The 21,037-nt window shown below is 51.4% G+C and carries 24 protein-coding genes; 21 read left to right on the top strand and 3 right to left on the bottom strand.

Features of this window, described 5'->3' with window-relative positions:
• Positions 1–15: 15 nt before the first annotated feature.
• Positions 16–738: a sigma-70 family RNA polymerase sigma factor gene (locus ABJM21_RS10785; protein ID WP_348301144.1), complete on the top strand. Its 723-nt coding sequence runs from the start codon at positions 16–18 to the stop codon at positions 736–738.
• Positions 739–839: 101 nt separating this feature from the next.
• Here the strand turns inward: ABJM21_RS10785 and ABJM21_RS10780 are convergent, their stop codons facing one another.
• Complete coding sequence (locus ABJM21_RS10780) at positions 840–1,655, bottom strand: flagellin (protein ID WP_348301145.1); 816 nt, start codon at positions 1,653–1,655, stop codon at positions 840–842.
• Positions 1,656–2,011: 356 nt separating this feature from the next.
• Here ABJM21_RS10780 and ABJM21_RS10775 point away from each other — a divergent pair, with 356 nt between their 5' ends.
• From ABJM21_RS10775 to ABJM21_RS10690, 18 genes are all read left to right on the top strand, one after another.
• Positions 2,012–3,226 (top strand): sigma-54 dependent transcriptional regulator, encoded by a 1,215-nt coding sequence (locus tag ABJM21_RS10775; RefSeq protein WP_348301146.1) that lies wholly within the window; start codon positions 2,012–2,014, stop codon positions 3,224–3,226.
• A gap of 14 nt (positions 3,227–3,240) precedes the next feature.
• Complete coding sequence (gene fliE / locus ABJM21_RS10770) at positions 3,241–3,603, top strand: flagellar hook-basal body complex protein FliE (protein WP_348301147.1); 363 nt, start codon at positions 3,241–3,243, stop codon at positions 3,601–3,603.
• A gap of 3 nt (positions 3,604–3,606) precedes the next feature.
• Positions 3,607–5,379 (top strand): flagellar basal-body MS-ring/collar protein FliF, encoded by a 1,773-nt coding sequence (gene fliF / locus ABJM21_RS10765; protein WP_348301148.1) that lies wholly within the window; start codon positions 3,607–3,609, stop codon positions 5,377–5,379.
• On the top strand, positions 5,372–6,424 hold the full coding sequence (locus ABJM21_RS10760) for a FliG C-terminal domain-containing protein (RefSeq protein ID WP_348301149.1): 1,053 nt from the start codon (positions 5,372–5,374) through the stop codon (positions 6,422–6,424). Before fliF ends, ABJM21_RS10760 begins: the two co-directional genes overlap by 8 nt.
• A complete protein-coding gene (locus ABJM21_RS10755; RefSeq protein ID WP_348301150.1) occupies positions 6,417–7,100 on the top strand; it encodes a hypothetical protein in 684 nt (227 codons plus the stop codon). Before ABJM21_RS10760 ends, ABJM21_RS10755 begins: the two co-directional genes overlap by 8 nt.
• Positions 7,093–8,451, top strand: coding sequence for a FliI/YscN family ATPase (locus tag ABJM21_RS10750; protein ID WP_348301151.1), 1,359 nt, complete (start codon positions 7,093–7,095; stop codon positions 8,449–8,451). Before ABJM21_RS10755 ends, ABJM21_RS10750 begins: the two co-directional genes overlap by 8 nt.
• A complete protein-coding gene (locus ABJM21_RS10745; RefSeq protein ID WP_348301152.1) occupies positions 8,448–8,894 on the top strand; it encodes a hypothetical protein in 447 nt (148 codons plus the stop codon). Before ABJM21_RS10750 ends, ABJM21_RS10745 begins: the two co-directional genes overlap by 4 nt.
• On the top strand, positions 8,884–10,578 hold the full coding sequence (locus tag ABJM21_RS10740; protein WP_348301153.1) for a hypothetical protein: 1,695 nt from the start codon (positions 8,884–8,886) through the stop codon (positions 10,576–10,578). Before ABJM21_RS10745 ends, ABJM21_RS10740 begins: the two co-directional genes overlap by 11 nt.
• Positions 10,579–10,623: 45 nt before the next feature.
• Positions 10,624–11,199 carry a flagellar basal body-associated FliL family protein gene (locus tag ABJM21_RS10735; protein WP_348301154.1) on the top strand — a complete coding sequence of 192 codons (576 nt, stop codon included), beginning with the start codon at positions 10,624–10,626 and terminating at the stop codon, positions 11,197–11,199.
• Between the two features lie 22 nt (positions 11,200–11,221).
• Positions 11,222–12,109 carry a FliM/FliN family flagellar motor switch protein gene (locus tag ABJM21_RS10730; protein WP_348301155.1) on the top strand — a complete coding sequence of 296 codons (888 nt, stop codon included), beginning with the start codon at positions 11,222–11,224 and terminating at the stop codon, positions 12,107–12,109.
• Positions 12,110–12,118: 9 nt separating this feature from the next.
• Positions 12,119–12,460 (top strand): flagellar motor switch protein FliN, encoded by a 342-nt coding sequence (gene fliN, locus ABJM21_RS10725; RefSeq protein ID WP_348301156.1) that lies wholly within the window; start codon positions 12,119–12,121, stop codon positions 12,458–12,460.
• The gene (locus ABJM21_RS10720) at positions 12,460–12,714 is read left to right on the top strand and encodes a flagellar biosynthetic protein FliO (RefSeq protein ID WP_229953994.1); all 255 of its coding nucleotides are present in this window, start codon (positions 12,460–12,462) and stop codon (positions 12,712–12,714) included. The genes fliN and ABJM21_RS10720 overlap by 1 nt, the downstream gene beginning before the upstream one ends.
• Positions 12,704–13,510, top strand: coding sequence for a flagellar type III secretion system pore protein FliP (fliP, locus tag ABJM21_RS10715; protein ID WP_348301157.1), 807 nt, complete (start codon positions 12,704–12,706; stop codon positions 13,508–13,510). Before ABJM21_RS10720 ends, fliP begins: the two co-directional genes overlap by 11 nt.
• A 3-nt stretch (positions 13,511–13,513) precedes the next feature.
• Complete coding sequence (locus tag ABJM21_RS10710; RefSeq protein WP_348301158.1) at positions 13,514–13,789, top strand: flagellar biosynthetic protein FliQ; 276 nt, start codon at positions 13,514–13,516, stop codon at positions 13,787–13,789.
• Positions 13,786–14,568: a flagellar biosynthetic protein FliR gene (fliR, locus tag ABJM21_RS10705; protein WP_348301159.1), complete on the top strand. Its 783-nt coding sequence runs from the start codon at positions 13,786–13,788 to the stop codon at positions 14,566–14,568. Before ABJM21_RS10710 ends, fliR begins: the two co-directional genes overlap by 4 nt.
• Complete coding sequence (locus ABJM21_RS10700; protein ID WP_348301160.1) at positions 14,568–15,710, top strand: flagellar type III secretion system protein FlhB; 1,143 nt, start codon at positions 14,568–14,570, stop codon at positions 15,708–15,710. The genes fliR and ABJM21_RS10700 overlap by 1 nt, the downstream gene beginning before the upstream one ends.
• Before the next feature lie 69 nt (positions 15,711–15,779).
• Positions 15,780–17,132: a flagellar filament capping protein FliD gene (gene fliD / locus ABJM21_RS10695; RefSeq protein ID WP_348301161.1), complete on the top strand. Its 1,353-nt coding sequence runs from the start codon at positions 15,780–15,782 to the stop codon at positions 17,130–17,132.
• A gap of 19 nt (positions 17,133–17,151) precedes the next feature.
• Positions 17,152–17,556: a flagellar export chaperone FliS gene (locus ABJM21_RS10690; RefSeq protein WP_348301162.1), complete on the top strand. Its 405-nt coding sequence runs from the start codon at positions 17,152–17,154 to the stop codon at positions 17,554–17,556.
• Here ABJM21_RS10690 and ABJM21_RS10685 read toward each other — a convergent pair.
• Entirely contained in the window at positions 17,553–18,686 is a 1,134-nt protein-coding gene (locus tag ABJM21_RS10685; protein ID WP_348301163.1) for a sigma-54 dependent transcriptional regulator, read from the bottom strand. The genes ABJM21_RS10690 and ABJM21_RS10685 overlap by 4 nt on opposite strands.
• A gap of 195 nt (positions 18,687–18,881) precedes the next feature.
• Positions 18,882–19,361 (bottom strand): hypothetical protein, encoded by a 480-nt coding sequence (locus tag ABJM21_RS10680; RefSeq protein ID WP_348301164.1) that lies wholly within the window; start codon positions 19,359–19,361, stop codon positions 18,882–18,884.
• A gap of 494 nt (positions 19,362–19,855) precedes the next feature.
• Here ABJM21_RS10680 and ABJM21_RS10675 point away from each other — a divergent pair, with 494 nt between their 5' ends.
• Both ABJM21_RS10675 and ABJM21_RS10670 read left to right on the top strand, forming a co-directional pair.
• Complete coding sequence (locus ABJM21_RS10675; protein ID WP_348301165.1) at positions 19,856–20,416, top strand: helix-turn-helix transcriptional regulator; 561 nt, start codon at positions 19,856–19,858, stop codon at positions 20,414–20,416.
• A 58-nt stretch (positions 20,417–20,474) separates the two neighbouring features.
• Positions 20,475–20,852 carry a hypothetical protein gene (locus ABJM21_RS10670; RefSeq protein ID WP_348301166.1) on the top strand — a complete coding sequence of 126 codons (378 nt, stop codon included), beginning with the start codon at positions 20,475–20,477 and terminating at the stop codon, positions 20,850–20,852.
• The last annotated feature ends 185 nt before the right edge of the window (positions 20,853–21,037 follow it).

The raw sequence follows: 21,037 nt of genomic DNA, 5'->3' as shown, positions 1-21,037 counted from the left end.
GAGTGGAATGAACATATGTTGCAACAACCCAAAAACAAAGCATCTCTGGCTTATGGTGCCATGCAAATTGATGAGAACAGGTTGGTCAAAGAAAACCAAAGCCTGGTCACCAAGATTGCCTGGCAGATCAAATCATTCTCGCCCGATCAGATAGAGATTGAAGATCTGATCCAGGTTGGGCTGGTCGCGATGGTCGAGGCGGCCGCGAAATATGTCGATCAGGGACATAATTTCAGCACCTATCTCTATGTTCGTGTCCGGGGCGCAATGATCGATTATTTGCGATCGACCTGCAGCTTGCGGAGAAGTTCGGTTGAATGGAACAAGAAGCTGCGCCGGATCAGTGAACAACTGGCCCAGCAAAACGGCCGTGAGCCGAACGAAGTTGAGCTGGCTGAAGCAATGGGCATGGACCAGGTGGAGTTTCGTAAAAATGCCGACCGGGCAATCGATATTCATGTCGATTCTCTGGATGAAGTTTATTGCGATTCCAGCAGCTGGTTCTCCAATCAGGAGGATGATCAACATCAGACACTTGAGAAAAGCCAAATGGTCGATCTTTTGTCGGCAAATCTGAAGAAGCTAAACGAGCGCGAGCAGCTGGTCTTAAACTGTTACTTTATAGAGGAGATGCAGCTCGATGAAATCGGCGCAGTTCTTGATGTGTCGTCTGTTCGGGTCTGTCAGATAAAAAAGCGGGCCTTGGAAAAGCTGCAAGCCGCCATGAGCGAAAAATAGACTTTCGGCTGTTCTATCTCCAATTACTAGAAATGTTGCAGGCAAAGAAAAAGCCTCCTCCCGGTTAGGGGAAGAGGCTTTTCTTGATGGTAGAATTTCAATTACCGGATCAGGCTCAGTACTGATTGCTGAGACTGGTTAGCCTGGGCAAGCATCGCCGATGAAGCCTGGCTCAAAATCTGGTTCTTGGCCAGTTCTGTGGTTTCAGCAGAGAAGTCTACATCCTGAATACGCGAACGTGATTCCGTGATGTTAGCAACCCGGTCAGTAAGGTTGGATACCGTTGTTTGCAGACGGTTCTGATCAGCACCCAAAGATGCCTGCGCCGTTGTGATCGTATCCAGAGCCGTGTCGAGAGCTGTCAGTGCCGCACCAGCGCCGGCTTCGGTGCTAATGTCCAGCGCATCCACAGCCAAGGTAGCAGCAGTCACATCGGTCAATGTAACAGCAACAGTCTGACTGGCGTCGCTGCCGGTCTGAATGTTGATCGATGCGTTACTACCGTCAAGCAAAGCAACATCGTTGAAGGTTGTACGCGATGCAACATCACCGATCTGAGCGATCAAAGCGGTAACCTCGGTCTGAAGGTTGGTGCGGTCACCGCCAGAAAGCGTGCCGTTGGCAGATTGAACAGACAGTTCACGCATACGTTGCAACATGCTCGTAATTTCGTTCATGCCGCCTTCTGCGGTCTGCGCCAGCGAAATACCGTCATTGGCGTTACGAACAGCCATGTTCAGGCCGCGAACTTCAGAAGTCATACGGGTAGCGATCGCGTTACCAGCAGCATCATCAGATGCGGAGTTGATACGGCGGCCGGTTGAAAGGCGTTCGATAGATTTGGCAAGGCCCATTTCAGCTTGGTTAGAAGCATAGCTGGTGCGCAGCGCCGTTACGTTAGTTCCTATTACAGTCATGGTGACATCCTTTTCACACTTAACATACTTGATTAATGTTGTGGGTCACCTCGTCTCCTGAAGCGGCCTCAGAGGAGTTAACGGTGGGGTCTAGATAAATTAATGAAAAAAACTTGTCGGTTATCCGACAGGGGCCCTTCAGAGGTGTCTGCTTTCCGACAAAAATGTCGGATAACCGACGGCTTCAGAGAGAAATACGTCGTTTTTCAGCCATTCCCCAAAACTGGCACGCGGATTGCGAAGTGTCGGATGAGCACATCAAAGGATCCCGTGCTCAGAGTAAAACGTGAGGGAATGTTATGATCAACAACGCAATAAAGTCTAGCCTGGTCTCTAGATTTCCAGAGCTTGTTGATATGCTTGCGAGTGTTGAAACTATTCACTCCAACCATTCATTGTCGTCTGCCGCTACGCAACTACCCCACATTGATGGCGTAGCGAAAACAGGTGCTAATGGTGGTGCAAAAGATCCCGTCGTAATTTTTCGCGATGGCCCATTCCGTTTCGTTCCGGCTACCCTCAGCCAGCCCCCACGCATTGAATTTGGTGATGCCGACAGAGAATTTGGTCTGTCATGCATCATTGAATCCATGCGCGGGGGCAAAGGGCCGGCCTTTGCGGATCCCAAATCTATTGCCTTATATAAATATGCCGCCCGCGTGGCGAAGAGCGATGCCAATGTCATGATCACCGGCGAAACCGGTACCGGCAAAGAGGGAGTTGCGCGATATATTCACGAAAATAGCACGCGTGCAGACAAACAGCTTGTGACCGTCAACTGTGCCGCAATCACCGAAACGATGATCGAGTCCATTTTATTTGGTCACAAGAAAGGTGCGTTTACCGGAGCCTATGCCAGCGCTGTTGGACTATTCAAGGAGGCAGACGGCGGCACAATTTTCCTTGATGAGATTACAGAGATGCCTCTGGGAAGTCAGTCCAAGCTGTTGCGTGTGCTGCAGGAGGGGGAAATTCTCCCCGTTGGCGCTACCCGTCATGAGAAAATTGATGTCCGCATCATTTGTGCAGCCAATCGTAATTTTGAAGAAGAGGTCAATGCCGGAAAATTCCGCGAAGATCTTTACTGGCGTTTGAATGTTATGCCGGTCGAATTGAAACCTCTCGCGGCACGTCCTGCTGACATAGTTGCGATTTCCGCCTTTATGATGATGGACTTTCAAAAAGGCAGCCAGAAATTTATTGCGCTTTCCCAATGCTGTGTTGATCGGCTGAAGGCCCATCATTGGCCCGGTAACGTCCGTGAACTTGCCAATGTTCTACAACGTGCTTTGGTGATGTGTGATGGAGGTCGGATCGAAGCCAGTGATCTCATGTTCTCTGGTGAAAGCCTGTCTTCCCAACCCAAACAAGATGCCGTCCACCCAGGCAGCTCTGCGCGGTTCGTCCGCGGTCGTGATCTGCATTCGATTTCGAAAAGCGTCGAATATGACACGATTTCCAAAACACTGGAACAAACCAATGGCAACCGCCGCGAAGCTGCAAAAGAGCTTGGCATTTCTGAACGGACGCTGCGCTATCGGATGGCCGATATGCGTGCGTTGGCGGCTTGAGCAGGGGATAGATCATGTCTTCCGTCAATATGAACAGCCTAATGGCCGCACGCAATGCGATCCTGAACCGCAACAACGCTTTGCAGGACATTGCCAACAAGCCGTCGGGATTGACAGGCCCAGGTCAAACGCTTGCGCCAGCAAAGACCGAAGGCCCTGCCGGATTTGCAGCGCAGTTGACCGACGCTATTCAAGAGGTGAATCAACTTCAAGCGACCGCCAAAGAAGCAACCACGGCATATCAAATGGGTGAGACCAATGATGTGGCAGCGGTCATGCTTTCAAAACACAAGGCTTCACTGGGCTTTGAATCCACTTTGCAGGTTCGGAACAAACTCTTGTCTGCCTACAAAGACATCATGAACATGCAGGTTTGATAGATGGCTGAGCAAACATCCAATAATCAGACACTTACGCCTGTATCTTCCGTAGGTGCTGATGCATTTGCAATGAACGGGAATGGCGCCAATGCTGGCGGCATTTTGGGCGGCATCCAGAATTTCGCTCGGCAACCTGCAATTGCACGTGCCATGCCGCTTATTATATTATCAGCCGTTTTGGTGGCAGCATTGTCTGCCTGGCTAATGCTGCGCGAACCGGCGCAGCGCGACCTGTTTCGCGGACTGCCGGATAATGACAAAGCGGCAGTGATGCAGGCGCTGCAAAGTGCCAATATCGCTTATCAGGTTGATGATACTACCGGAGCGTTGATGGTCAGCAATGAAGACTATCATACCGCAAAAATCGAATTGGCAGGGCAGGGTTTGCCACGCACGGCGCCGAGCGGCGACACCGTGATGTCTAGCATGCCAATGGGTGCCAGCCGCGCCGTTGAATCTGAAAAGTTACGCACCGCTAGGGAAATGGACCTCGCGCGTTCTATAGAAGCGCTTGATAATGTCTTGTCTGCTCGAGTGCATCTGGCTGTCGAGCAGCCGAGCATTTTTCTGCGCGACAGGAACGAACCGGCAGCGTCGGTGATATTGCAATTGGCGGGTTCGACCAAGCTTGATGAGCGGCAAACGCTAGCCATATTGAATCTGGTAGCGAGTTCCGTGCCCGGTCTGTCTGCTGACAATGTTTCTGTGATTGATCAAAATGGCAGATTGCTATCCCGCAGCGAAGATCCGGAATCCAACCAAAATGATGCCCAGCTTAAAATAAAGGCGGCGATAGAAGATCGTTATCGTCAGTCTTTGGCCAGTCTTCTGACACCAATGGTCGGGCCCGGAAACTTTGTTGCCGAAGTAACGGCCGATGTGAATTTTGATGAAAAACAGGCGGCCAGTGAAATCTACCCAACTGACGGCTCGGTTCTGAGGTCAGAAAAAGGCATGCGTTCCGAAGAACCTATTGGTGGTCCGCAACTCGGTGGTATACCAGGCGCTCTCGCTAATCGCCCCCCCGCTGCGGCAGAGTTCGAAGATCAGCCCGACGCTGAACAAGAAGAGGGTGCACAACAAACGGAACCAAAGAAAACCAGCGAAGAGTATCAACGTAATTTTGAGCTCGCACGTGAAATCGCCGTAACCAATCAGGCGACTGGTCAGGTGTCGCGGCTTTCAGTTGCCGTTGCGATTGATGACAAGGCTTTGAAAGATGCCAAGTCGCCCAAAGAGATTCAGGAAATAGAAAAACTGGTCAAAGGCACGATCGGTTTCAACGCCGAACGGGGCGACCAGATCGCGGTTTCTGCCAGCCAGTTTCGACCGGTCACCGAAAAAGAGGCTGAAGAGCCTTGGTATGAATCGCCCTGGTTTGGAATTGTGAGCCGAAACGTCACTGCGCTTATCGTTGCCTTGCTGATCATCTTTGTAATTGCCCGTCCGATATTGAAGCGTTGGCTCAATGCGGAGAAGGATTTGAAGGCCAATGCGGCAGCTAATAATTCCGTCATAGGCGGTGATCTGATGGCGCAAAATGCCGGTCTGCTTAATGCTGGAACGCAAACAAGCGCCGCTGTTGGCGGCGAAGCGGCAGCACTGCAGGCTCCTGGCGGGTCCGTCACGGTAGACATGATCCAGGCCGCGCCGAGCTATCAGGAACGTGCTCTCCTGACCCAGAGTTTTGTCAAACAGAACCCAGATCATGCGGCGCTGGTTGTGAAGGAACTTTTGAAAGAAGCAGACGAGTTGGAGGAAGCTGATGGCTGAAGCCACATCAAAAAACGCTGAAAACTCTAATCACAATGGTAAGCAACTGGAACTCGTAACCGGCCGGCAGACGGCGGCTATCCTGATGTTGCTGTTTGACGATGATGAAGCGGCAAAGATTCTGGAGCGCTTGGAGCCACAGGAAGTTGAGATGCTCGGTGAGGCTATGATCAGCGTGGCCGATGTTGATGCGATGCAGATTGACGGTTCGTTGGAGCGCTTTTTGCAACTCACCAAGAATCAAACGATGCTGGCCTATAAGTCAGACGAAAAAGTCGGACGGGTATTCCGTCAAGCGCTCGGCACATCACGCGCTGAAACGATGATGAACCGCTTCGCACCGAAAAGGCCAAGCAATATCGCCGAAATCTTGAAATGGATCCCGGTCAAGGATCTGGCCGAAATGGTGTCGAACGAACCGCCGCAGATCTCGGCGGTGCTAATGTCTTTCATGTCCCCTGAAGTTGCAGCAGAAATGTTGCAACTGCTACCGCAGGTCTTGCAAGAAGAGCTGGTTTATCGCGTGGCAACATTGGGACCGGTTAGCGCTCATGCGCTGGCACAAATCCACGCTTTGCTGGAAGATAATGGGCCATCGGCCGAAGAGATTGCACCGCCCATGGAAATTGGCGGCGTGATGGATACTGCATCGATCATCAACAGCCTGCCGAAACAGCTCAGCCAGGCGGTTCTTAAAGGCGTAACCAAACGGGATCGCAAGATCGGTAAGCAAATTGAAGATGAAATGTTCGTGTTCGCCGATTTGATGAACCTGTCGAACAAAGACATTGGTACAGTGGTTCGCAAGGTCGATACCGCAATATTGGTACCGGCACTGCGCGGCGCATCCAGCGAACTCAAAGCCAAAATGTTCGCTGCTATGTCACAGCGTGCCGCCGAAACCATTCAGGACGAGATTGATGAAGCGCCGCCGCAGCCGATGGAAGCTGTAATCAATGCCCAGAAAGGTGTCATTGCTATTGCCAAAGTGATGCTGGATAACGGCGAAATCAGTATGTCCGGCGGCGGCGCTGACTATGTCTGATCTGCACTCTGAACATAATCTTCATGGGGATGATGTAGTCCCGCTCTGGCGGATGCCGATTGAGCAGAAGGAATTTTCGGCATGGTCCGGCCAGCTGAAAGGCGGCACATCTTCTGCTTCCGGCGGACAGTTTCAGGGCTTTGGCAACGCGGAAGGTTCTGCCAACGCCGCAGGTGTCGATGGTCAGGAAGAAGATATTTTTGAAGCTGCCTATCGCAAGGGGTGGGAAGACGGGCAGGCAGCCATGGCGGCCGAAAAAGAAATCACTGATCAGGCCGCCGCCAATCTGGCAGATGCCATTTGCTATTTGAATGACCTTCAATCCACTGGAAGTTTCTCGTTAATTCTGAATGCCATAGAATCATTATTTCGCCGCTGTTCTGAATTGGCCGTGCCAGATCCTGTATTGTTGCAGGCTTGGGCTACGCAATTGGCAGATAAAATTGATCAGGATCAGAAAGGTGCAAGCTTGGTCCTGCATCCCGATGACATGGCATTGATTGATCAAGATTTGTGCAAGCTACCCTTGCGTGCCGACGCATTGATGTTGCGCGGAAATCTGAAGCTTAGTCATGCAGGGGGCTGGATCGAAAAAGGGTCCGAAGTCGTGCTGGATGAACTGCGCGGGCTAATCGATGAATTTAGTGGCCAGCAGTCGGATGGTGACCATGAGTGATCCATCGAAAACCTTTGTCAGTGATCGCAATAGCGGGAAGGGCATTCAGGGCCTGTTAGCGCGGATCGAGCATATCAGCAATGAACCGCGGCAAGTCGGTAAGTTGTCGGCGCATGATAATGGCATGTTGGAAGTCACTGGCTTTGCTTATCCGCTGGGATATTCGGGCAGGGTTATTGCCACCGATGGCCGAGAAATTAGTGCAGAAGTTGTTGGCTTCAAGGGATCACGAGCGTTGATGATCCCGATGGTACAGGATGCGCCGCTAAAAAGCGGAAGCCGCGTATTGCCCTACGTGAAATCGAATGAGGCGGCTGTTGGTGATGCACTATTTGGTCGCATTATCGGTCCAATGGGGGATCCGATCGACGGTAAGGGACCGATACTCGCGACAGAAAGCGTGCCATTGTTGGGAATGGAAGGCAATGTGATGCGCCGTGCGAGTGTTACGACACCCATTGATATGGGGATAAGAGCGCTGAATGGCCTTTTGACTATCGGCCGGGGACAGCGTCTAGCGATCATTGCCGGATCCGGAGTTGGCAAATCGATGCTGATCAACCAGATTTTGGATGGCGTGGTTGCGGATGTGGTTGTCGTCGGTCTTATTGGTGAACGCGGCCGCGAAGTGAATGATTTCGTTACCCGCCGGAATGAGAAAAAGGACGCGGTCCCGACCATTACAGTTGCGGTACCTGCTGATCACTCACCTTCGTCCCGATTAAAGGCGGCGCACCGAGCAACGGCAATTGCCGAACATTATCGCTCAGAAGGCAAATCGGTTGTGCTGGTTATCGACAGCCTGACCCGCGTTGCTCATGCGCAGCGCGAAATCGGCCTGGCAGCAGGAGAGCCGCCAACCATGAAAGGCTATCCGCCTTCTGCCTTATCCATGATCCCGCGGCTTATTGAACGGGCAGGTAATGATAGCGAGACAGGGGGCTCGATTACCGCGATTTATACGGTTCTCGCGGATGGTGATGATCTTGATGATCCCGTGGTCGACAACGCTCGTGCCATTGCCGACGGTCATATTATTTTGTCCAGATCCTTGGCGGAACAGGGGATTTTCCCTGCCATTGATGTCGGTAAATCGATCAGCCGGGTCGCGGTCGATATTATCGATGAAGATCATCACATAGCGCAAACGCATTTTCGCAGACTTTGGTCCATCTACGAGGAGAATCGCGATCTGGTCCTGATGGGGGCTTATCAAGCCGGGAGTGATCCCGATATCGACGAAGCGTTGGCGCAATGGCCGATCATGGTCGAGTATCTCAAGCAAAAGCCGCGTGAACTGGTCAATCTGCAAAAAAGTATCAGTGATCTGTCTGACCTGTTTCAGTCATGAAACGCAAAGTGAAGGGCTTGCAGCGTATCTTGAAGGTGCGTGATACCCAGAAGAAACTGAAGGAAAGCGCGCTTGCAAAGGCTGGCAATCAGTGTGCGATCCTCGAACAGAATGCCAACCGGATAAGGAATCTGCAGAACGAAACATTGTCCGGTGTCGAAGCGATCGACGCAGATATGTTGTCCGCCAGAATGGAGCTTTCAGAACGTTTGGTCGATGCGGAGCGATCGATTGAGGCATCGATGGAAACCGCCCGGCAAGACTTTGCCCATGCAGAGCGGCAAAACCTTGCCGCCCGGACGACCTATGAGGGGACAGAAAAACTCCTCAACTCCAACCTGCAAAAAGCCCGGAAATCGGAAATTTTCAAAAACGATATCCGGCATAACATATTGTATAATATAGGTAATAATAAAAGGAAGGATCGTCGCGATGATTGGTAAGATCATGTCAGAGGCCGCTCATTCCATAATTGGCATGCTTTCTGCAAAGCCTTCGAACATGGAAACAAAAACTGCAAATATAGAGTTCAGCTCCCTTCTGCTGCCGGGTGAAGATCGATCGCGTCTGACGCTTGACGGTGCCGGTACAGACGCATCAGAAGAAAAAAGCGATATGCAGTTCCTGGAGCAATTGGTTGGCAGTGATGACCAGCCGGTTCCGCCTGTCAGTGATCGGGAGATCGCCAAGACGATCGGAACGAAATTTGCCATCGAACAAGTTGAGGGCGAAAGCAAATTACCCGCTGATGCACCCAAATCGCTGCCTTCAGTCTCAGAGATAGAACGCTTCAGTTCGGTCTCGTCATCAAATTCGAAACAGTCAGGCAGTGCCGCTACTGAAGCGCACTCAAACGCACATGCATTGACTGTTGGGCGGGATCACGCGGATATTGAAGCCGATGAGTCCAGCCATGATCAACAGAAGCAGAAAATGGCAGATGCTCCCAAAAGCGCTTCCATTCCGTTGATCTTTGTTGACGGTCCGACAGTCAATGATGATGGTGTTGCGACGGCCACCACAGATGGCCAGAAAGCGGTCGCTGCTACAGAAACGCAACCGCCAATATTGCGAAACTCTGCCGTTTCGGAAGATTTGAATGCATCATCAATCGAAAGCCGCGAGGCCGTCGAGAGCAAATCACCTGCCGCTTTCAAGCCGTTGATTGAAGGCAAGCCGCTGGCAGACGGCAAAACGGTTTTGGAAAGTGGTGCAAAGACTGAGTTTTTATCTTCTTCCACGCAGGGCGTGATCAAGGAGCCTTCGGATATCAATATGCCGAAACGCAATCCGGCCGAAACCATAACCCATGCTTCTACAGTGGGCACCTCTATCGCAGCAAAGCCTCTGCTTGATCCAAGCATGACCAATCAAACCAAAGCCAATGATTTAAGTAACAAAACACCGTCGGACAATGGGGCCGGACGGAAGATTACAGACGCGCTTGATCTTCGGACGGCCAGCAAGAGCAAGATTGAGGATTCCGTTTCTCGGCAGCCTATCAAATCCGAAATTGGCGAAACATCCCTCGCGGCTGACAAGCCCATTGGGACCGAAACCAAACCATCTTTCGCGGAATTGAACAGCCGTCCCGCAACCGGTCAGCTGGACAGAAATATTGAACTGTCTGCTCCGGTCCAGTCAACTGCGGTAAATGGCGTGACCAATGGCACACCAAAAACTGTGAATTTTGATTGGCATGCGCCGCAATTTGCAGAGCGCTTTGCCTCGGAACTGAGTGATCTGACGGCCACTGGAGATCTAAAGAGATTCGAGATTAATCCTAGAAATCTGGGCCGATTGGAAGTGTCCTTTGTATCAAGGGGGGGATCAGAAGTCCTTCAGATTGATGCCGAAAGTGATGCGGCTCGTGAAGTCATTGTACAGCATAGCCAGGCGATCCAGGATATGCTGAAGGCGCAAGGGAGATCCGATCTGACCCTGCGCGTGGACGTCAGGGACAATATATTCTCGTCTTCCGGCAATGACAGCATGAATTTTGCTCAGCAAGACCGGAGTGACGCGCGGGAAGAACGCTCCAATCCATCGCAAAATTATCGGCAATCGACGCCCATTGAAGGTCAGGCCGATCAGCAAATGCCGTCCGACAATAGTCGCTACGCCTGAGCATAGATCAAGCAACAAGAACCGTTGGAAATTTCAGAGGTAACAATGTCAGATAATAATCCAGAAGAAGAAGAAAAACCCAAAAAGAAAAAGGGCAAGATGAAGGGCACCATCATCGGGCTGTTGGGTGTTGCCATTGTCGGCGGCGGCGGCGCGGCTGGCGGCTTCTATGTTGCGGGCAGCATGGGCGGTGAAAATCACGAACCGGAAGACCCGAACAAGCCCAAGATCATTTTGAAAGACGGTACAGCTGTTAGCGAAAAAGAAGCAAAAACCGCGATGCCGACTGAAAACGAGAGTAAGTTCAAGGTCACGTATCACCAGATTGAGCAGCCTTTTACATCAAACTTATCTCATTCTGAAAGCTTCGCACAAATGTCGCTCGCTATTTCGACTTATTATGACGAGCGTGTGTTTGAGAATGTCACCGAGCATGAAATTGCACTTCGTTCTGCCGTGCTCCTGGAGCTGGGTCAGCAAGATCCGATCGAGCTTGAGACGCCGGTCGGAAAGGTCAAACTCAAGGCAAAATTGCGGGATGTCATTAACACAACGCTGAAAGAAAAAGCCGGTTTTGGTGGGATAGAAGACGTCTACTTCACCAGCCTGGTCATCCAGTAAACCTGCAGAAAGTATCAAGGCCATGTCTAATTCTTCTCCAAGTCCAGCACCGGCAGAGCATAGTCTCCTGAAAAAGGGCGGCCCCGATGACACGCTTCTGGCGATGTACGGCAAAGTCGAAAAGCGGCTGGCCGGGCAGTTGAAGGGGCATCTGATCAACGTGATCGGATGTGAACTTGCTCTGGAGCTCGCGAGCAGTGACAAGGCGAAATTTACCGATTGGCTGGAAGCGCAGGAAACGGATTCTGTCTATCTGCAATATCAATTTGGTATATCGGAACCTCCTATTTGGGTTCGCATCTCGCGCCTGTTTTTGACCGCCTGTGTCGATTGCTTTTTTGGCGGTCAATATGATGGAGAGAGCTGCGCCACCGGACCTTTGAATCGTTCCGAACTACGGATGATCGAGCGATTGGGCGAGGCCGTGGAAACCAGCTTGAGCGATAGCTGGTCAACAGTATGTGAGTCGGCGGTTCGCTATTCCGGATTTGTCCACGATAAAGACGATATCGAGATGCAACTCGACGATGATGATATCCTCGTTGCAGCAGCGCGCATCGAAATTTCAGGACATGGGGTTGAGGCCATTGAGTTGCTTCAATCGGTCGATGGACTGGTGTCCATCGATCCGCAGCATAGCCGCCCGCTACAACGCGACAACGAAATAGTGGACCCTAGCTGGCAGCATTCTCTCAAAGACTCCTTCGACCATGTTTACATGCCTGTCCGCTCTGTACTCGCGCGGCCGACTATGGATTTGTCGCAGCTTTCGAGGCTTGCTGTGGGCGACATATTGCCCGTTGCGCCGACCGATAACGTCCCGCTCATCGTTGGTGACCGTGTCTTCGCACATGGCAGCATCGGCGAGCAAAATGGCGGTGTCGCCTTCAAAATAAAACACTTTCTATAGGACCAGAAGATGAACGACATGACACATGATGCTGAAGCTTTGAGTGCCGCAGAACCGGCGCCAGCAACAATCAGCCAACCACAAGATCACTATGCATTTCTCTCCGATATCAAGGTTCGCCTGTCGGTCGAGGTCGGTAGCGTATCAATGAAAGTCTCTGAGATAATGGACCTGAAAGAAGGCTCGGTTGTCGAGCTGGATCGCCAAGTTGACCAGCTGATCGACATTAATGTCAACGGCACGCTGGTCGCGCGCGGAGAGGTGGTTCCGGTCAACAACAAGTTTGGCGTGCGGATCGCGGAAATCGTGTCGAACGGCATGGCGCGGGCGCGGGTTGAAAGGCGCAACTGATGACCTTTTATATCCTCAAACTGGTCATCATGCTGCCGATTATCGCGCTGCTGATTTACGGATCGCTTTGGTTGTACCGCAAATATCAGCCGCAGAACATGATGCGGCAAAATTCAAACAGCCTGAATGTCGTCGAGGTCATGCCCATTGGCGTGAATAACAAATTGGCGGTTGTCGATTTTGAAGGACGCAAAATCCTTCTGTCCGTCACCCGCAATGGCGTTGCAAAGATTGATGCGAAAAATGCGGACTAATTTTAAATATATCTGGGTCGTTCTGGCGTTCATCGCCTCTGCCTTTGTCGCGGACCCATCCTTTGCCCAGGCGGCAACGGCATCTCCAACAGAGGCAGCAGCAGCCGCTCCTGGCGCTTCCGCTGCGTTGGAACGCGCTCTTGATGATGTCTCGGGCGATGGACAGCCGCTGAGCATCACGCTGCAAATCCTCATCCTGATGGGGTTGCTCACGATATTGCCTTCTATTGTCCTCATGATGACCAGTTTCACCCGGATCATCATTGTCCTGTCGATATTGCGCCACGCGCTTGGTTTGCAGCAGACCCCGCCCAATCAGGTTTTGATCGGATTGTCGCTGTTCCTCTCCCTCTTCGTGATGGCACCGAGCATAGAGAAGATCAACGAACAGGCGATTGCCCCATATTCATCGGACGAGATCACGTTGACTGAGGCCGTCGATATATCCGGCAAGGTGATGCACAGCTTCATGGCGAAACAAACGCGTCAGTCGGACCTCCGCCTGTTCATGGACCTCGCCGATGAAGAGGGCTTTGCATCGACCGAAGAAATCCCGTTTTCGATCATGCTGCCGGCCTTTGTCACCAGCGAACTGAAAACCGCTTTTCAGATCGGTTTCATGATCTTCCTGCCATTCCTGATCATCGATCTGGTGGTCGCCGCAGTCTTGATGGCGCTGGGTATGATGATGTTGTCACCGGTAATTATATCGATGCCGTTCAAGCTGCTGCTATTTGTACTGGTTGATGGTTGGGCTCTGACGATGGGCTCTCTCGCGGCCTCGTTTGCGAGCTAGCCGATGACCGATAACGCAGATTTCTTCGTCGGTATCGCGCAACAGGCGCTGTGGGTTACCGCGCTGTCAGCCGCACCGTTGCTGATCCCCGCACTGCTCGTCGGGCTCTTGCTCGGCATGGTGCAGGCAGCGACCTCAATCAATGAACAAACCTTGAGCTTTGTCCCCAAACTGGTTGTCGTAGCTGTAATGGCGGCTGTATTCGGCGGATCAATATTGGTGTTGATCGTTGATTTTACCCGAGAGATTTTTGCCCGCATACCGGATCTGCTCTTATGATTGCGCCGGGCTTTGCTGATGTAGAGAGCCAAATCTGGATATGGATGATGGCGATGATCCGCCCCGGAGCCGCCATGGTCGTAACGCCGGTATTCGGTGCGGCCAATGTGCCGGTCCAGGTCCGTATCATCCTCGCTTTCATGATCGGTATGGTGGCGACCAACACCGTGAGTTTCGATTTGCCAAGCAACACCGCCATGAGCCTGAACAACACTATTTTCGTTATGGGCGAAGTGCTTGTCGGCGTCGCAATCGGTTTTGCCCTGCAATTGGGCTTTTCCAGCGTGTTAATCGCCGGTGAAACGATCAGTAATGCCATGGGTCTTGGTTTCGCTAGCATGGCCGACCCGCAGACTGGCCAGTCTACTCCGGTTATCGGCCAGTTTCTGATGATATTGGCGACATTGTTGCTATTGGCCATTGATGGTCATTTGATGCTGCTGGCCACGATTGTGCAAAGCTATTCCGCCTTGCCCCCTGGCTACGCGTTTCTTGGACCTGAATTGTTGCTGGGCATTGTAGAATTTGGCGGCACGCTGTTTTCCATGGGATTGTTGATTGCCTTGCCCGTTGGCGGGGCGCTCATCCTGACCCAATTGATCATGGGCTTTTTGGCTCGCACTGCGCCCGCGCTAAACCTTTTTGCAGTGGGTATTCCGGTTACCATCACCGCCGGTCTGGTCGCGCTGGCGGTTACGGCGCCGATCATGGCCGACACTATTACTCGGTCACTTGGTATGGGGCTTGGTCAAGCTGCACGGATCGCAGGAGGCGGATAGTGGCGCAAGAATCCCCAGGCGGCGGCGAAAAGACCGAAGCACCAACCCCAAAGAAGCTGAAGGATAGCGCCAAGAAAGGTGATGTTCTCCAGTCCCGCGATCTTGGCGGCGCGATGGTCACCTTTGTCGGTACGGTCGCCATCGTGATGTTTGGCGGCACACTTTATCAAGCGCTCGCCGATATGCTCACCAGTGCTTTGGTCTTTAATCGGGGGGACGTCGAAGCCTTTGATATTGAGGGGCGCAGCTTTTCGCTTGTTTCTGGCCTGATACCGGAATTTATGGGGCTATTCACTGTCCTGCTCATCGCCGCCATCGCAACGCCAGCTCTGTTAGGATCACTCGGGTTTCGCTGGTCAGCCATGAAACCCAAGCCGTCCAAGCTGGACCCGATTAAGGGACTGGGAAAGATATTCGGCACAAACGGCCTGATGGAATTGGGCAAATCGATGATGAAAGTCCTGTTGCTGGGTATTGTTGGCGGGACCATATTATACTTGCATCTTGAAGATCTGGCGCAAATGGGCGCGCAAGATCTGAACATGGCAGTCGCAAGCTATACGTCGCTTTTTTTGAAATTGCTGGTCGGGATTACGGTCAGCTTGATGCTGATCGCTATGATCGACGTACCGATCCAGCTGTTTCAGCGCGGCAAGCGACTGAAAATGACCAAGCAAGAGGTTAAGGACGAGTATAAGCAAACCGAAGGTTCGCCTGATACCCGCGCCATCCAGCGTCAGCGTCGCAGCGAAATGCTGAGCGATTCAACGCGCAAGGCGGTCGCTGACGCAACAGTCCTGTTGGTCAATCCTACGCACTTTGCTGTCGCGCTGCGCTATGATCGGGAACAGGATTATGCACCTGTAATGCTGGGTAAAGGCTGTGATGCCATCGCTCTTGCGATGCGCGAAATGGCGGCAGACGTTGGTACACCGATAATGGAATATCCCGATCTTACGCGCTCCATCTATTATACATCGGATGTGGGCGAGACAATTGATGACCGTCTTTATGCCGTGGTCGCTGCCGTTCTGAGCTTCCTGATCCAGCTGGATGAAAAGATGGTCAGTCCGTTGAACAAGCCGCGAATTCAACTGCCAGAAGATATGCAATTCGACGTGGATGGGAGCCGATTGGCATGATTTTTAACCGATCCCATCACCTTAATTTGTCTCGAAACCAGCCGTAAATCTCCCAGAAGGTGAGAATATATGTTTGATAATGTCATTAACAGCATTGGTGCCGGCTCTGGTATCAACTCTTCCCAGTTGGTGTCTGACCTTGTTGCCGCATCAACGGGTGTGAAGTTGAACCAGCTCAATCAACGTGCGCAGCTCAACAGCAGCCGGATATCCGCAATGGCAGCCACAGCCTCGGCACTGGCGACATTTGCTGATGCTGTAAAAGAGACGTTGAATGGTCAGGGATTTGTTGGTGAGCTGCTCTCCAGCCGTACCGATTTGGCCAATGCAACGGTCTTGGAGGGTGCCCGGCCGGAAGGATTGCCAGCTTCAGTGGAGGTTGTGCAGACAGCATCGGCACAGCGCGAAATGACCGACATATTTGCCAGTGCCTCCGACCCCATTGGCGAGCGCACTCTGACTATTACCAATAGCGGCGGCAGCTTTGATGTTGTCATCGACAATACGAATAACAGCCTTGCTGGCCTGAAAGATGCGATCAATGCCAGCAACAGCGGCGTGACGGCGTCGATATTGACCGACAATGCCGGGGCGCGATTGGTTTTTGAAGCGCAAGAGGGAACAGAAAACAGTTTTACAATTGCGCAGGGCGGAGCCTCACCGGCGCTGAACCTGTCAAATATTGCGACGGCTCAGGACAGCATCATTCGGGTGGATGGGATTGAACTTACCAATAGCAGCAACGCCGTGACCGGCGCTATTCCGGGTGTGCAGCTGTCACTATTGGCGGCAGAACCGGGGGCTAGTTTCACAATCAGCGGCGATTCAGAGCCGCTTGATGTACGCAGTTTGGTGACTGAGTTTGTGACCGCCTATAACGAATTGCGCTCATCTTTAAATGACGCAACAGCACCCGGACTGGCCGGTGCAAGCGGCGGTCCGCTCGCCGGAGACCGCGGCGCGCGAGAGGTGATCCGGAAACTAAGCCAACTGACCTCCACGCCATTGGCCGACAATGGTGACTTCAGGACGCTGGCGGATATCGGTGTCCGGACCGAAAGCAACGGGACATTGAGCATCGACGATACGCGGCTTGATGCAGCACTGGAACTCGATTCCGGTGCGATCAAGCTGATGCTGGAGCCAGCCATTGTGACCGAAACAAATACCGGTCTTTCAGGCGCGCTGGATACTATCTCGTCTTCGTTGCAGGACGAAAATGGCGCGTTGGCGCAAGCACAAGAGCGGCTTGATGCGATCCGGGAGTCCATTGAGGAGCGCCGGGTCAAAATTAATGACGAAGGTGATCGCCTTCGTGAACAGTTGCAAGGCACTTTTGCCGGGCTGGAGCGACAGCTTTCCGTCCTGCGTGCAACCCAATCCTATGTCCAACAACAATTTGCCTCCTTTGATGATAACTGACGCTAGAAAGCAGTAAAGAATGACATACCAATCAAATATTCGGCGCACGTCGAGCTATAAATCCATTCACAAAAACAGCCGCGTATTGTCGGCAAATCCCTATGATCTGGTGGTTGTGCTGTTTGCCGAACTGCGCGAAAATCTTGACCTGATGGTTGAAAGCGCGCGCCGCAACGACAATGCAAAAATCTTTGAATTCAGGGCAAAGGCATTGGGTATCTTAAACGGGCTGGATGAGTCGCTGGATTTTGACGCAGCGGGTGATCTCGCGCAGACATTGCACACTATATATGCAGAAGCCACGCGGCGGATTCAGGCGGAGATCGGTGCGTCATTCATTGAACGAGCCGAGTCAGCCAGAGAGATGCTGTACGAAATTGAAAAGGCCTGGCTAGCGATCGCACCCGGGGCGATGAGAGTCTAAAATCCTGCGGCCAGTGCCGTTTCATTCTCAATCTGTTTATCGAGACTGTGCTTGCGCATCTTGTCGATAAAAGTGGTGCGTTTGATATTGATCGAACGGGCCGCCTTCGACACGACGCCGTGAGATGTTTCCAAAGCCTGCATGATGATCCGGCGCTCTTCATTTCGAAGATGTGCGTTGAGGTCGATGATATTATTGGATTGCTGGCTTGGCACCGCGGCAAAGGGGCGTGGGGCAAACTGCGCTGTGCTTGCAGTTTGATCTTCTGCTGCAAATTGCGGTTGCTGCATGACGGGCTGCGCTGGTGCAAAATGGGGCGCTACTGCGTTATCATTGCGTGCCGGAGCAATGTCTGATTGCACCAACATTGCGATATCATGTGCTTGCACCTGCTGGCCGGAAAAGAACACGGTCGCGCGTTCCACGACATTGCGCAATTCGCGCACATTACCTTGCCAATCATGGCTTTGGAGCGCCGCATAGGCTTCGGCTGTGAATATGGGGGACGGATTGGCATCTGCCTGATTTTTCAGAAAATGCTCGACCAGCGCCGGAATATCTTCGGTGCGCTCGTTCAGGGCAGGGACTTCGATCGGGACTACACAAAGCCGGTAGAAAAGATCCTCGCGAAAGGATCCGCCCTGGATTGATGCGCCGAGATTTTTATGTGTGGCGGCAATTACCCGGACATTAATCGGAATATTCTGGTTACCACCAACCCGGTTGACGATCCGCGACTCCAGCACTCTGAGCAATTTGACCTGCATGTTAAGCGGCATGTCACCGATTTCATCGAGGAAAATGGTGCCGCCATCGGATTGTTCAAACAGGCCCACATGTTTGTTTACTGCGCCCGTAAAGCTTCCCTTTTCGTGACCGAAGAGTTCCGATTCAATCAACTGTTCGGGGAGAGCCCCGCAATTTACCGTAATATTGGGATGGGATGCGCGTTGTGAGATGGTGTGAATGGCTTCGGCAACAACTTCTTTACCGCTACCGGAAGGGCCAGTGATCATGATCGAGGAATTGCAACGACCGGCAAATTTTACCAGCATACGCAATTGCTGCATTTTGGTACTGCTGCCTATCAGCTTCTCTGCAAGGAGCGTCTCTAAATTTACTTCAGTCATTCAACTACCCAGATAACAAACCACACGACCCGGCTTGGCCGGGGAAGGGTGGTTCGAAGATCCCGCAATCTTCGAACCGTCACCTGGTAAATTCAGAAATGAACAAAGATAGTTAAGTTAGGGTTAACCGGATCCAACTGGTTTGGGAGTCCGTGCAAAATAGTACCGTCGCACGGCACTTTCGCTAACTTTCCGCTAGCCTAGATTCCGTAATATCGTGGAAATTTTTTCCTTGCAGTTATCCGATGTGGAAATGAAAACCATGCGATTGTCCGAAGGATTGGATGATTTTTCCAATAAGCCATCCTCCGTCATCACATTAATATATCGCATAGCAGTGGTCATAGGAATACCCGAGCTGTGCGCGATCGAGGAAATTGTGATTTTTTCGTCTTTGAGGTCGCAAATATAAATATCCAAACACATGTCCCAACACGAATCTGAAAATAGACCTGACCCTAAATTTAGCGTTTCTGCTTTAAAACGGCTCCATTGTAGAAATTTTTTTGCGCGATTGATAAGCTCTGCATCATCAACTTCATCGGCTGCTAAAGCCGAATTATCCAACTGCGGATCTCTGGAATAGGAGATCATCCCATCCAGGTTTTCAACGTGTTCTGTCACTTCGGCTAGTACCGATTTGATCGCAGCTATCTCGGCGCTAACTTTGACCATTTTTCCATGCCGTATTTTTTCATCTGTTAATTGATTAGCTGACCCTAATGATAATATCTACAGTATTGTACAATTTTAGAAACATGAGAAGAACACACATAACTCACTGAAAGAAATGCAAGAAGTTCAGATGTCCGCGAATCTTTTTAGAAAAATGATCCGTTATGGAGGATTATCGTTAATGTTCTAGCAATGTAACTGGCAGTCTGGCGCTCAATAATCTGATGCTGAAGGAAGCTCTTGAGAGAGGCGCCAGTTAGTATTCAATCATCTCTGTCAGAAGGCGCGAGACCCTTACATTTAGGTGGTTTCAGATATATAAATTGCACATGTATCAGTCCATGCTGGGGCGGTGTATCATCAAGCGTAGTTTATTGTGAGAAACAGCTTTCTAAAGCGACCATCTTGGGCCGCCAGACATCAGTCTTCCATAATATCGATAATTGCGGCAGTTAACCTGATCTGTTACTCCAGAAGCTCATGGGGCAGAAATTATGAGTGACCGGAACGTCAATTCTCAGGTTGAAAAGCTGACGGAAGCACAAAAACAGTGCTTACGGTTGGTGGCTGACCTGATGTCCTCAAAGCAGATAGCCAGATCTCTTCAGATATCACACCATACGGTAGATCAGCGCCTAAAACGTGCGCAATCTATTTTGAATGTTTCTAGCCGTGCGGAAGCAGCGCGATTGCTGATTTCTTATGAAGCAGAGGCAAAGAAACTCGACTCAGACATATACCAGACTTTGGTATACCAAAGTTCGGATCTTCCACAATATCGCTATGCCCGCAAAGAAGGGGCATCAGCTGATGAACGGAGCCCTTCGGTTGATAGCGGAGAGACTGAGCTGCGAGAGTCTCAGGCATTTGTTTTTAACAGGCCTGCTCGTGCTTCAAAATGGTCTACGCTTTTTTCGGCTCTGTTTGAGGTAGACAGAGAAAACCAACTTTCAATAAGCGCAAGATTGGGTCTGATGTTGTTGATTATGATGACTGGCCTGGTGGCATTCGCCCTTTTGGTCAGTGTCGCTGAAGGATTGTCGCGGATAGCTTAATTGTTTTTCTCAGCTGCCTCTGAAGATTTCGCTCAACCGGGCGACTGGGAGTTTTATAATGCTGAAGAACCGTTTGCGTGTGGTGAGAGATGTAACCGAAAAGCTAACCGCGCTTGAGGCTGCAATTGACGATGCGCTTATATGTGCTGGTGATCTGACAGTTACAGTGGCATCCGGTAGGCAAAAAGCCAATCTTTCCGCGGTTGTTGCTCAAGATGCTATAGGACTGACTGGCGACGCTCTAAAGTCGCTTCATGAGGCAAGAGCTCAAATGGTACAAGCCCACAGCGCCTTTGCTGAGGCGCGCGACCAAATGGGGCTGCGGACCTATGCCGGCGGAAATTTTTGGAAACCTCCTCATGCGGACGCCGCCAATGTGTCAGTTGTCGTTAACGAAGATCACAAAGAAGAAGATCACAAAGAACAGGCGGCTTGAAATCTAGCGAGTTGACCGCTGTGAGGACGCCGCTAGAAACCTGAGAAATGGGTTTTTGGATATTTCTAGCGGCCGTAATTGCAGCGCTCACCTTCGTCTTTTTGTTTGGACGTTTCGAGGAGCGTTTAGCTCTCTCTGTTTTACTGATTAATTTTGTAGCCACTGGCTTGATATATTGGCTTGGT

Origin of the sequence: Parasphingorhabdus sp. (assembly GCF_039977335.1) — a bacterium.
Taxonomy (GTDB): domain Bacteria; phylum Pseudomonadota; class Alphaproteobacteria; order Sphingomonadales; family Sphingomonadaceae; genus Parasphingorhabdus.
This window is presented reverse-complemented; position numbering and strand designations above follow the sequence as displayed.

Bases quoted from the DNA above. Each gene is read 5' to 3' on its own strand.
- ABJM21_RS10785 (WP_348301144.1), top strand. From the start codon at position 16: ATGTTGCAACAACCCAAAAACAAAGCATCTCTGGCTTATGGTGCCATG.
- ABJM21_RS10780 (WP_348301145.1), bottom strand. From the start codon at position 1,655: ATGACTGTAATAGGAACTAACGTAACGGCGCTGCGCACCAGCTATGCT.
- ABJM21_RS10775 (WP_348301146.1), top strand. From the start codon at position 2,012: ATGCTTGCGAGTGTTGAAACTATTCACTCCAACCATTCATTGTCGTCT.
- fliE (WP_348301147.1), top strand. From the start codon at position 3,241: ATGTCTTCCGTCAATATGAACAGCCTAATGGCCGCACGCAATGCGATC.
- fliF (WP_348301148.1), top strand. From the start codon at position 3,607: ATGGCTGAGCAAACATCCAATAATCAGACACTTACGCCTGTATCTTCC.
- ABJM21_RS10760 (WP_348301149.1), top strand. From the start codon at position 5,372: ATGGCTGAAGCCACATCAAAAAACGCTGAAAACTCTAATCACAATGGT.
- ABJM21_RS10755 (WP_348301150.1), top strand. From the start codon at position 6,417: ATGTCTGATCTGCACTCTGAACATAATCTTCATGGGGATGATGTAGTC.
- ABJM21_RS10750 (WP_348301151.1), top strand. From the start codon at position 7,093: ATGAGTGATCCATCGAAAACCTTTGTCAGTGATCGCAATAGCGGGAAG.
- ABJM21_RS10745 (WP_348301152.1), top strand. From the start codon at position 8,448: ATGAAACGCAAAGTGAAGGGCTTGCAGCGTATCTTGAAGGTGCGTGAT.
- ABJM21_RS10740 (WP_348301153.1), top strand. From the start codon at position 8,884: ATGATTGGTAAGATCATGTCAGAGGCCGCTCATTCCATAATTGGCATG.
- ABJM21_RS10735 (WP_348301154.1), top strand. From the start codon at position 10,624: ATGTCAGATAATAATCCAGAAGAAGAAGAAAAACCCAAAAAGAAAAAG.
- ABJM21_RS10730 (WP_348301155.1), top strand. From the start codon at position 11,222: ATGTCTAATTCTTCTCCAAGTCCAGCACCGGCAGAGCATAGTCTCCTG.
- fliN (WP_348301156.1), top strand. From the start codon at position 12,119: ATGAACGACATGACACATGATGCTGAAGCTTTGAGTGCCGCAGAACCG.
- ABJM21_RS10720 (WP_229953994.1), top strand. From the start codon at position 12,460: ATGACCTTTTATATCCTCAAACTGGTCATCATGCTGCCGATTATCGCG.
- fliP (WP_348301157.1), top strand. From the start codon at position 12,704: ATGCGGACTAATTTTAAATATATCTGGGTCGTTCTGGCGTTCATCGCC.
- ABJM21_RS10710 (WP_348301158.1), top strand. From the start codon at position 13,514: ATGACCGATAACGCAGATTTCTTCGTCGGTATCGCGCAACAGGCGCTG.
- fliR (WP_348301159.1), top strand. From the start codon at position 13,786: ATGATTGCGCCGGGCTTTGCTGATGTAGAGAGCCAAATCTGGATATGG.
- fliD (WP_348301161.1), top strand. From the start codon at position 15,780: ATGTTTGATAATGTCATTAACAGCATTGGTGCCGGCTCTGGTATCAAC.
- ABJM21_RS10690 (WP_348301162.1), top strand. From the start codon at position 17,152: ATGACATACCAATCAAATATTCGGCGCACGTCGAGCTATAAATCCATT.
- ABJM21_RS10685 (WP_348301163.1), bottom strand. From the start codon at position 18,686: ATGACTGAAGTAAATTTAGAGACGCTCCTTGCAGAGAAGCTGATAGGC.
- ABJM21_RS10680 (WP_348301164.1), bottom strand. From the start codon at position 19,361: ATGGTCAAAGTTAGCGCCGAGATAGCTGCGATCAAATCGGTACTAGCC.
- ABJM21_RS10675 (WP_348301165.1), top strand. From the start codon at position 19,856: ATGAGTGACCGGAACGTCAATTCTCAGGTTGAAAAGCTGACGGAAGCA.
- ABJM21_RS10670 (WP_348301166.1), top strand. From the start codon at position 20,475: ATGCTGAAGAACCGTTTGCGTGTGGTGAGAGATGTAACCGAAAAGCTA.